This is a genomic window from Xanthovirga aplysinae (assembly GCF_009711365.1).
Classification (GTDB): Bacteria; Bacteroidota; Bacteroidia; order Cytophagales; family Cyclobacteriaceae; genus Xanthovirga; species Xanthovirga aplysinae.
In genome coordinates, this window is the sequence record NZ_SMMB01001214.1 from 1 (window position 1) to 11,969 (window position 11,969).

The window sequence follows — 11,969 nt, forward strand, 5'->3', positions numbered from 1 at the left end:
CCAAAATACTTTTCAAACTTAATGCTGAAAATTTCTTCCTAATTATAAATATTCATTATGTACCAATTTATTACTAGCCCTCCAAAAACCTAAATCAACAAGAAAAAGTTAAATACCTACATTAGCGCTATGAAAGAATTTTATTTAAACTAAACACAATAAGAACAAACCAAATTTTTACAGAAAGACTATCAACAAAATTAAAGAAAGTCAAAAAGCAAATTTATTAAGTTTTAACCTATTACTATTTTTATTAAAGCTCTTTAAAAATAAAGTAACAAATCAAAAAGGGGGGATTATTAGCAAACATTTACTTAACAAAGTTCAATTTTTTATTCGCAGGTATTCCATCAAAAAGTAGAAAAGAGAAATACCAACACCTTCCTACTCATAATCTTTATTTTTTTCAAAACAATAAAAGGGCATTACATTAAAAGAAAAAAGAAGCAAAAACACACCCACACATTTAGCGAAAAAAGATAAGATAGACTTTTTTAATTAGCCCATATCCTACCTTTTTTCATATTAAGTATGTCTAATGGTCCTCTGCTGATTCCAAAATATCCCTAACTCTCATTTGGAATTCAACAGTATTGAATCCATTGCCTCAATGGAGTTTAATTTGACTAAACATTAATTCTCAAATTAATGTTAAATATTTTTCTTTTAATTTTTTCTTTTATGAAACGATATCTCTTCAGGGTATCCTGTCTAACTGTAATTTTTACAGTCCTATTATCAGCATGCCAACCGGAATTTGAAGATGAAATTTTGGAAACAAAAAGCGATCTTCTACCAAACCTGATTCATTCTGATTTTGTCACCGATCATCCTCCCGAATTTGGTTCTGTAATGAGGGATGCGATGTCACGTAGCTTAGGACCTTTAAATAAGTTATTGGGAGGAGACCCTGCAACCGGTGTATTACTTGCGGTCACATTTAATATCCTTTTCCCAACTCAAACTACTCAAGAATCTCCATGGGATCAGGTAAAAGAACAAACAGAAGCACTTATTGATGAAAAAATAAGTGAAACTGTTTACAATTCAATTTCTAATAAACTTGCCAAAATTAATAGGGATTATATATCATTTGCTGATGCTTCTGATAGTGAAAAGGCAGCATTTTGGCCTACCCTAAATTCAGACTTTAATGATTACGATGATTTTACTACCCCAAATCAAGAAGTAGTCCTATTACCTCTTTTGACGCAGTTTGTGAATTTACAATTGACCTTTTACCGAGATACGGCTGTAAATGGGAAGAAATGGGAAGGCTTACCAAACGCTGAAGCTGAAATAGAAAGAGCCAAGGACCGACTCAAAAACGGAATTATCCAATGGACCCAATGGGTAGATTATTATTACCAAGCTGGACTTGATCAACAAACCCAAAAAGCTTCAAACATTTCAGATAGCAGAAATGCAGAACAGTTTAACTTTATTAACAGCTACATTAGAGAAATGACCCTAAATGTTTTGGATTTTAAAGAACTATGGCCTTACCTTGACCCTGACGAATATCCTGATGGAGCAGATATTAAATTGGAGAGAGAAATCTATTCGGATATGCTTGGAAAAGCCTCCTCTGCCTCTCTGGTTAGTCTTCCACGTCAGTCCCCTTCCGGATTTTTATCGGGAGTTAAGGTTTGGGCAAGTGATCGGATTAATGCCATTCAAATTACTTACCCTACCGGAGAAGGGCCTAATCAAATTAATAGTAAAAAGTTTGGCGGTACAGGTGGTTCCACAGACGGAGGTGAATTTGAGCTGAGCGAAGATGTAAACATTATAGGGGTGCAAGCTTCCTCCAACAATAAATCATTAACTGGATTGAAATTTTTCATAGAAGACCATAATGAAGTGCTAGAAAATCAGGGATTTTTAGGTACTGAATATATTAAGGCAGAGGGAGACAATAATTACGTCAATTCTACTTTTACTTATCCAGGACATGTGCTATCCAGTATTTTTGTTCCCGATGTAACTACCGTAAATGGAGAAACAGTACCCGCTTCAGTGATTTTTGGTTTTAAGGTTAAGGATTCCATCTCCACCATTGAGGCTTCCCTGAAGGCCATTTACCTAGGATCTAATGGAACCTTAACTGCTGAAGACTTAGCCTCTGTTGGAAATATTTCTGTAGCAGATGCAAGCCGAATCATTGCAGAAGCAGATGCAGAATAAAACTTTTTGATATCGCAATTCATCACGATTAAGGATTAAGCAGGAGCGAATTATTTTCGCCCCTGCTTATAACCCTAGAGTTAGAATAGCTCTTTAAATTAAATGACTTAAGACTTTTAAACTTTCTATAGACCATAGAAGACTGGCACCTCATTGATTTTAATGAAAACAGCAACTACTGCTCTATAGGATATTCTTTAAAAACAATATTTTAAAAACTTTCTTTCGAGATGGAAAAAATTAAAAGAACCTGGAATTTAAGGGCTTCTCTGCTCATAGCAGTTAGTTTGCTCTTTTTATTAAATGCTTGTAAAGAGGATTTTCTAAATGAAACTCCTCCACGTCCTGATCTGGATGACGAAAGGGAACCGGTAGATCAGGCGGTTCCAGACCTTTCCCAGCCCTACAATCAGGGGGATCAGCTAGGGGCATGGCTAGTAGACTGGGTAGAAGGGGATGAATCCTGGCCTAATATCCATGCCAGTGCTACAGGCAATGTAGATAAAGATGTTAGAAGAGCCCAAGTTGCTGTAAATAATTCTGGTCAGGCTCTTGTTGTAGCCCAAAATAGCAGTTCCAAAACAATATATTACAGATCTGCTGAGGTCATTGAAGAAAATGGCCAGATTAGTTTAAATTATATTGGATCATGGGTAAAATTGGACTCTTATAGAAATGACTCTCAATGGCCTGCTGTTGCCTTAGCTGATGATGGTCAATTTATTATTACGGCCAATGATGATGGCTATCTTTATTATTACTCTGGAGTTTTGGATGGGGTAGGAAACCCATTACTTACTGTTAATATGCGAAAACTGAAAGGTAGAGAGTCCGAAATTAGTTATTCTTTTTCTTCCATAACAGTTACAGAGAAAGGGCTTATTTTTGTAGTTAGTGATTATAACGGGAATGTATTTCACAAAAACCGACTCCATTTGTTTGTCGGTCGTTTTGAAGGAAATGGAAGCATTCGCTGGAGAAAATCAGATAATTCCGGATGGACAACCGAAGACAAAACCACTAATGCATACGTCCTAAAAGAAGAAGGGCAACCGGGCAACGATGGTATGAGACAACCTTCCATTTCTATCTATAAGAAAAGCTCAAGCCCAGACACCTATCGCATCCTATTAAGCCATCATAATGGGGGAAATAATTATTTAGGATTAGGTGAGTTTATTGATACGGGTGATAATACCTTTAAACGGGATGATGGTAAAAACTTCCCTCGTTGGAAAAATTCTAATAATAATTTTGTCAGAACTACAAATGCCCGAACTCCTAAAATAAATCCTTCAGGAACTAATATGGCAAGATCCCATGTAGTCCTCGCTAAAAACGATAAGTTTTTCCTCATTTATGACAATGATAATAATAAAGGACGCTACATTACCGGACACTATAAGAAAAGTGATAAAGACCCTGTTTTAGACAAAGGAATTGAGGAAGTACTAAACAAAAAATATAGCAAATTAGACTTGAAAGGTGGCGTCTCAAGAGTTCATGCAACTCACGCTCCTGATGGAAGAATTTTGGTTTCTTATCACAATAAGAATAAGGACGAAAACAATGAGACTTACAATATAAAATATAATTTTTATGAACCGCAATAGTAAATCATAGTTAAAAGGCCTGGGTCAATGCAATGCTGGTTATAAATATTTAAAAGCAGGAGAAATTGATTTGAATTGCTAATTTTAAAACGATTCAAACCATTCTCCCTAAAAGGGATTTCTTTTGAAAATCCAATTTGATTTATAACATAATCTATTTTGGACAAAGCAAGAATATATTCGAAATATACTCTAATCCAGAGTTTAATTTTCAGGTCACATAATACCCTACAACCTTAAATACAAACAACTTATCTCTATTTTTTTATAGTCAACTAATGATTCTTTTTCTGGTTTGTAATGTCCGTTATAAAGTTCATTTCTTATGGCTTCATTCTTAAATTTTTATACCATTATGAAACTTTCTTTTAAAAAATCTAGAACCCTGATTGTGGCATTGATGGCTTCTGTCCTACTTTTTTCAGCCTGTCAGGACCAATTCGAAAATGATGTTATTAATCCTGACCCTGATGGATTGACATATAATGATTACCAATGGGGAAAATGGGTCCGAAAATGGGAGGAAGGTATTACCAGCTGGCCCAAAACCGGTTCCAATAACGTGAGGAGACCTCAAATTGCAATTAATGATGATGGGGATGTGCTCATGGTAATGCAGGGAAAAAATAGTAACAAAATTTATTATAGAACGGGACACACAAAAAACAATGATCCCAATAAGATTACCTGGAATGGAAATAAAGGAGAATTTAGCTCCTCTAAGAAATACCCTAAGGTGGCTTTACATAATAATGAGTTTATAATTGTGGCCACCACTACCGACGCCGGATCTTACACCTTTCCTTATTACTGGTCTGGAACCTTAAGTTCTGATGGTGCCCTAAATTTTAAAACTAGCACTAGTGGAACTCAGCTTTATAGACCTATCCAGGACGGTAATTTCAGTGGAAAGGTAAGTTTTATGGTCCCTGCAGTAACGGAAGAGGGTCTGGTAATCGTGATTTCTGACAAGCATAGTGGTACAATCCGAAATGAGATTTTATTTAACGTTGGACGATTTAATGGCAGCGGGAAGATAACATTTACCTCAGGAAATTCTGGAGCTGCTCGCTATACTATTAAAAAACTAGGAGCCATAGGAGATTCAGGCTTGAGGGCACCAGCCATTGCCCTGGCAAAGATTGGGAGCACCAATGATGGGAAAAAATATCGGGTATTAATTACCGAGCACAACGACGAAAAAATATATTATGGAGTAGGGCAGCTCATTGATACCGGATCAGGTACCACAATCGACAAAGATAAAGGGTTGAATTTTATCCATTGGAGAAATGGCTCAGGTAATTATGTAAGAACTACCTCTGCCTATACCAAAAAACTAAATCCAAAAGATAAATACGGAATGTGGAGATCCTCAATAGCCCTGACCAACGATGAAAATTTTATCATTGTTGGGGACAATGACAAACAGGGAGGTAGAGTCCTTTCAGGGCATTTGAACAGCTTGGGGGAGGCTGTCCTTGATGTTGGGAATACTGAAGAAGGAATCACTAAACTAAATGTAAAAGGAGGTGTAAGTAGAATCAGTATTAGTCGATCTCCTGGAGGAAAAATTGTCGCTGCCTATCATAACAAGAATAAGGATGAAAATGGTGACACTTATAAAGCCAGATTCAACTTTTACCAGGAAGACCTATAAGAGGGGTAAGGATTAGAGGTTGATTTAAGATCAACCAATTTTCAAATAATGAAGTCCTCATCTGTCACCCTAACTTTAAATAGAACAAAGTTTCCCAATGGAAACACATAGATAGAAATCAACTATAGTAGAAAATTAAAAAGGGATAGAGTTAAGATTCTATCCCTTTTTAATTTTCTACACTATCTGAGAAACTTTGCCTTATTCTCTTTTTTCCCATTCATTTTGCTTAACCAAAAATCACATATCTAGATTAAACACTACCAAAGAGAGACAAACATAGACCTGCTTCTTTTGTTATGTAAGAGAAGAAATAATGATGCCAAAGATTTCATGACCTATGAGAATTAACCAAAATTTACATTTTTCTCTTAGCTAACCCTTATCCGAAAACTAAACCTCTATTAATTTCCTTTAAACAAAATCTTAATTAAAAGTTACAATGCAACAGGGATTTAGCCTGGTCGGAAAGTATAAATATTTACTGGGTTTTACATCAATAGGAATTATCTATTTCCTAAATATGTTTCTCGACGTGATGGATATGGATGCTGCCCAATACGCCTCTATTTCCAGAGAAATGTCTGAAAATGGAAGCATGCTAGAAATTTATCATAGAGGAAAAGATTACCTCGACAAACCGCCTCTCCTATTTTGGCTTTCTTCCTTATCTTTTAAAATCTTTGGGATCAACAATTTTTCCTACAAACTCCCAGCAATCCTGATCATCATCTTAGGCATTTATTCTACCTATCGATTTACTTTACTCTGGTACAATAAACCAAGAGCCCTGCTTGCTGCTTTCATTCTATGTTCTACTCAAGCTTTTATCCTGATAACAAATGATATTAGAACTGATGGCTTGCTTACTGGCTTTGTAATTTTTTCAATTTGGCAAATCAGTGCATATCTTAAGGATGAAAGATTGACCCACTTATTTTTTGGAGCAATTGGAGTTGCAGCCGCCATGATGAGCAAAGGCCCCGTAGGTATAGGGATTGTAGCTTTGGCCATCGGTGGGGACCTCATCCTAAAAAGACGTTGGGCTGACATTTTTAAACCTCAATGGCTGTTATTCTTGTTAATAGTAGCCATTTTGATAGCCCCCATGTGTTATGGACTTTACACTCAATTTGACCTCAACCCAGAAAAGGAGGTTTACGGCCTAAAAGGTCCATCGGGGTTGAAATTTTTCTTTTGGACCCAAAGCTTTGGCCGACTTACTGGAGATATATACTGGAAGGATAGCTCACCTAGTTGGTTTTTTCTTCAAACAATGCTTTGGGATTTTCAACCCTGGTTTTGGTTCTTCATTGCAGCCTTCCTTTCTAGAGCAAAAGAACTCTTTTCAAAAAGATTTCAGAAGAATAATAAGCAGGAATACATTTCATTTTTTGGCTTCCTGTTAAGCTTTTTGGCACTTTCCCTTGCTAACTTTAAACTACCTCACTATATTTTTCCCTTATTCCCCCTTGCGGCCCTAATTTCCGCAGACTTTATTATTTCGCTCCAGAGTACTAAAAAGAAAACCCTTAAATTATTGACTTCTATTCATTTCGGACTTCTCCATATTTTCTTTTTTCTGGTGTGCATAAGTTTTATATTCTTTTTCCCTCCCTCCTCAATCATTTTCCCCTTAGCCCTTGGAATATTTTACTTGGTATTTTGGTATTCTTTTATTTTTTCGACTAGTCAAATAAATAAAATCATTGGCCCAACAATTATTTCCACTTTTGTATTTGGAGCAGTTTTAAGCACTTATTTTTATCCCAACCTGTTAAAATTCCAATCCCGAAGTAAGGTGGGTAAGGAAATTTGGAGAAAAAAAGTAGCTGAAGATCGATTTTATACCTTAGGCGGCCATGGACATAGCCTTGACTTTTATTCCAGACGAACTGTTCCCTTTGCTATCCCTTATGAAATGAATCACTATGAAAAAGGCACCCTAATTCTAGCGGACCAGTTAGGTATGGAATACATTCTGTATAAACAAAAATTAAACTATAAAATAGTAAAAACTTACCCAGATTTTCACATCACTTTATTAAGGCTTCCTTTCCTATTGAAAAGCAGCAGAGCAGAAAACCTTAAAAAAACTTATTTATTGGAAAAATTATAAAGACACTAATTCCCCACTAATTTCACTAAAATATCCTTCCTTCTTTTGCTTTTATTTTGGAGTCCCAATTTATATGAATGGAACTTGCACTTCACAAAAAGTAACCTCAAATCAAAAAAAGCATCAAAATACTGATAATCAATCAGTAACGTCTTTTGTTATATAGAACAAATTGAGGAAAAGAAGTAAATGTTAAATCGACATTTATTTAAAAATTTTTGTAGAATTAAAAAGTGGAACCTATAAAGAAACTTTCTAAAATATTTTTTATATTTATTGGAATCTATGTACTTTTGTCCGGCAAATAAGAATTCTAAAGATTATTTGCTATGACTCTCGACACTTCAAAGTTTGCCACTGAGGCGCTTACCTATGACGATGTGTTGCTTGTTCCTGGATATTCGGAGACCCTGCCTCGCGATGCCAGAACTACAACCCAACTGACCCGAAATATCCAATTAAACATTCCTCTTGTTTCCGCCGCCATGGATACAGTTACCGAAGCTAATTTGGCTATTGCTATGGCTTTGGAAGGAGGCATTGGATTCATTCACAAAAACATGTCCAAGGAAGCCCAAGCGGCACAGGTTCGAAAGGTTAAGCGTTCCCAAAGCGGTATGATTCTTGACCCGGTTACTCTGGATATTAAGGCAACCGTTAAAGATGCGCTTGCAATAATGCGGAACTTTAAAATTGGCGGTATTCCTGTAATTGATCAGAATGGTAAACTAGAAGGTATTGTTACTAATCGGGATTTACGATTTCAGAAAAAACTGTCACTTCCTGTGAAGGAAATCATGACTACCGAGAATCTGATCACAGCAAATGCAGGAGTAGGCCTTGAGGAAGCAGAAGGAATTCTTCAAGAATTTAAAATTGAAAAACTCCCCATTGTTGATGAAACCCAAAAATTAGTAGGCCTAATCACTTACAAAGATATTCTTAAGAATAAAGACCGGCCTAATGCCTGTAAGGATCAATATGGGCGATTAAGAGTAGGGGCTGCTGTGGGAGCTACACCAGATATTGAAGATAGAATCCAACTTTTAATTGAAGCAGGAGTTGACGTTGTGAGTATAGACACAGCTCATGGTCATCATATCAATGTAATTAACACCTGTAAACTAATAAAGGAAAAGTTCCCTCAGCTTGATGTCATAGTAGGAAATATTGCCACTGGTGAGGCGGCTAAAGCCCTTGCCGATGCAGGTGCTGATGCCGTGAAAGTGGGAGTAGGGCCAGGTAGTATTTGTACCACTCGTGTCATTGCCGGAATTGGAGTTCCCCAGCTTTCAGCGGTTTACGATGTAGCTCAGGCCCTCGAAGGAACGGGTGTTCCTGCCATTGCCGATGGAGGTATTCGCTTTTCCGGAGATGTAGTAAAAGCTCTTGCGGCAGGTGCGGGCAGCATTATGATCGGATCATTACTTGCAGGAACCGAAGAAGCCCCTGGAGAAGTAATTCTTTTCGAAGGGCGTAAATTTAAGTCCTACCGTGGAATGGGATCTTTGGAAGCTATGAATGAGGGATCAAAAGACCGTTACTTCCAAGATGCCGAAGAGGATATTAAAAAATTGGTTCCGGAAGGAATCGTTGGAAAAGTACCTTACAAAGGATTGGTTTCAGAAGTTCTTTATCAATTAATTGGAGGATTAAAGGCTGGTATGGGATACTGTGGAGCTCCTGATATTGAAACTTTGAAGAAAGCCAAATTTGTACGTATCACCAATGCTGGTTCTAGGGAAAGTCACCCTCATGACGTCCAAATAACCAAAGAAGCACCGAATTACAGCAGATAATTCGTGATCTTCAAAAAGGAAAAAATAATCAAGAGGTTGTTCGTTACATTCGAACAGCCTCTTTCAGTGAATAGTGATTAGCAAAAAATGAATATTGAATGTAAAATTGTTGTAAATTGAACGCCAGTTGTTAACCAACATTTTTTCATGCTTTCCCAAAAATACATTTCAAGATTAAGTTTACTCTTTTCGATTGCCAGCTGGTTAGCCCTTTTGGTAATTGATATGATCATTATTCTGGGAACTGTCAACAGAATTCCTTCCCAAATTTCGCCGGAAATTCCTGGCTTTATGTTGGCATTGTTCTTTTTTACACTTTTCGTATATTTTCGATTTAAGATTGGCAAAGCTGAAAGCATCAATTTTATAGACTTACTCTGGAGGGTATTTGCTGGTGGATTACTTACTACTTTGGTTTCCTTTCTTATTTTATTTATTTTTTTCTCCTTAAGAGGAAAAAGTCTAATCAGCAACCCTTTCTTCGTCAACTTTCTATACCATATAAACTTAGGAGCTATATCGGCTTTTCTTATCTCTACCTTTACTTACTGGAAACGCCTGATTTTGTATCAAAAATCAAAAAAGCTCCTAAAATTCTGGAAGTTTTTTGAGTATTTGTTGCTACTGAGTATCGTCTACAGTGTGATTCCAAATACCTATGGTACTGTCGGCTTTAATATTATCATGGCAACTTTGTTTTTGATGGGGGCTGTACTTTCTGTGAACTTAAAATGGATTGCATACCTCAATTTCAAGCAAAAATGGAAAAGTATTTTACTGCTTCTACTTGTAGCATTATACCTATGGCACTTCCTTACTACCTTATTTGAGGCTTCAGAATCCTTTTTTTTAGTAACAGATTTAAGTCAAAATGCTTTTATTCTAGCTCTTTTTGCCTTTATCTTTTTATATGCTGTTTTTTCTTTATTAGTTCTTTTATTTAATCTTCCTACCTCCTCGGTTTTTGAAAGAAAATTGGAGGAAATTGTCAGCTTTCAACGGTTAAGTCAATCGATCCAGACCGAAAAAAAAGAAGAAAGAGTATATGACATTCTTTTGGAAAGTGCGGTAAGTGCAGTAATGGCCGATGCTGCATGGCTGGAAATAAATCGAGTAAATGGCTCTCAACCTTTGATACTTCAATCGAATATTGATGAGGAGATGATTGGGAGGTTAAAATCCAAAGCCCAAAAAGGAAAAATCAGGGAATTATTGGATGGAAGCCTAGAAAAATTACGGCCGAATATCCAAAAATACCAAGTCCGGTTAGACTCTACCCCCTATCGCTCTGTATTAGTTGTTCCTTTACTGATTAAGGAGGAAGAAATTGGCAGAATGATACTTTTAAAGGAAGTAGATGATGGTTTTAATAGGGAAATGACCACAATAATTAAAAGTTTTGCCAATCAAGCCTGCATTTCCTTGGAAAATTTCAGGCTAATTCAAGAAGCCCTGGAAAATGAGCGGTATAAAGAGGAGTTGAAAATTGCTCAAGAAGTTCAAAAAAGCCTGCTTCCCAAAGAATTGAAGCATAACGACAAATTTGATATTTCCGCCTTTTCCCAATCCGCAGCAGAAGTGGGGGGTGATTATTATGATACTTACCAAATTGACGCAGACAATTTTGCACTTATCATTGGTGATGTGTCCGGGAAAGGAACCTCAGCCGCTTTCCACATGTCACAAATGAAGGGGATATTTCATAGCCTTGTCCAACTTAATCTCAACAGCCATGATTTTCTCCTTTATGCTAACCAAGCATTAAGTAGGTTCCTGGATCGAACTTCTTTTATAACTGTATCTTTCTTTTTGCTCAACACAAAAGATAAATCCATAGAATATGTTCGTGCGGGGCATTGTCCGACTTTGTATTATAAAAGCAAAAGCAAAGAAAGCTATTATCTTGAGAGTAAAGGACTTGGACTTGGAATTATTAGAAACTCAACCTATAATAATTACGTTGAAGTCAACAGATTTACTTATGAAGATGAAGACATAATGGTGCTTTATTCCGATGGAATTATTGAGGCCCGAAATAAAAAGGGGGAAGAATTTGGATATAAACGATTGGAAAATTTCTTAAAATCTCATGCAGAATTATCAGTGGCAGACCTGGAGAAAGCCTTAATTGACGAATTATATCGATTTTGTGAGAAAGAAATGCTCGATGATGATTATACTACCATGATCATCAGGTTTAAAAACAGTAAGAAGGGCAATAATTGAAATTAAAATGGGACTGGACTCAATTTAATGAACCTTGAGCACCTAATTTCAGTATGTTATCAATAACCTTTAACTAAAAAATGGAGGTAGGTGCACAAATTAAATATTTCTCTTCAAATGTATATTTAACTCATGAAATTGATGTAGAAACATTAATTAATAAAACACCAAACGGATAGTAGACGTATACAAAAATGATTGAAATCAAAAGAGAAACAGAAAAGGATATAAGCATTATCCAGGTGAGAGGGGATGTGGATGCCAGTTCTTCTATTCATTTAGATAATGCCATAAACGAAGCCCTAAAAGAGGGAAAAGAAGGAATAATTGTAGATTGTCATGATTTAGATTATATTTCTTCAGCG

7 protein-coding genes are annotated in these 11,969 nt (G+C 36.3%); all 7 read left to right on the forward strand.

Annotated elements, in window-relative coordinates:
• Positions 1 to 681 precede the first annotated feature (681 nt).
• Entirely contained in the window at positions 682 to 2,187 is a 1,506-nt protein-coding gene (locus E1171_RS17240; protein ID WP_187696514.1) for an insecticidal delta-endotoxin Cry8Ea1 family protein, read from the forward strand.
• A gap of 230 nt (positions 2,188 to 2,417) precedes the next feature.
• Positions 2,418 to 3,800 (forward strand): hypothetical protein, encoded by a 1,383-nt coding sequence (locus E1171_RS17245; RefSeq protein ID WP_155207300.1) that lies wholly within the window; start codon positions 2,418 to 2,420, stop codon positions 3,798 to 3,800.
• Between the two features lie 325 nt (positions 3,801 to 4,125).
• The gene (locus tag E1171_RS17250) at positions 4,126 to 5,460 is read left to right on the forward strand and encodes a hypothetical protein (protein ID WP_155207301.1); all 1,335 of its coding nucleotides are present in this window, start codon (positions 4,126 to 4,128) and stop codon (positions 5,458 to 5,460) included.
• A 442-nt stretch (positions 5,461 to 5,902) separates the two neighbouring features.
• The gene (locus tag E1171_RS17255; RefSeq protein WP_155207302.1) at positions 5,903 to 7,579 is read left to right on the forward strand and encodes an ArnT family glycosyltransferase; all 1,677 of its coding nucleotides are present in this window, start codon (positions 5,903 to 5,905) and stop codon (positions 7,577 to 7,579) included.
• A 329-nt stretch (positions 7,580 to 7,908) separates the two neighbouring features.
• Entirely contained in the window at positions 7,909 to 9,378 is a 1,470-nt protein-coding gene (guaB, locus tag E1171_RS17260) for an IMP dehydrogenase (protein ID WP_155207303.1), read from the forward strand.
• 147 nt (positions 9,379 to 9,525) lie between these two features.
• Complete coding sequence (locus tag E1171_RS17265; protein ID WP_155207304.1) at positions 9,526 to 11,604, forward strand: PP2C family protein-serine/threonine phosphatase; 2,079 nt, start codon at positions 9,526 to 9,528, stop codon at positions 11,602 to 11,604.
• Positions 11,605 to 11,798: 194 nt separating this feature from the next.
• Positions 11,799 to 11,969: STAS domain-containing protein (locus tag E1171_RS24780; protein WP_187696515.1), on the forward strand; the 171-nt coding region annotated here is incomplete at its 3' end.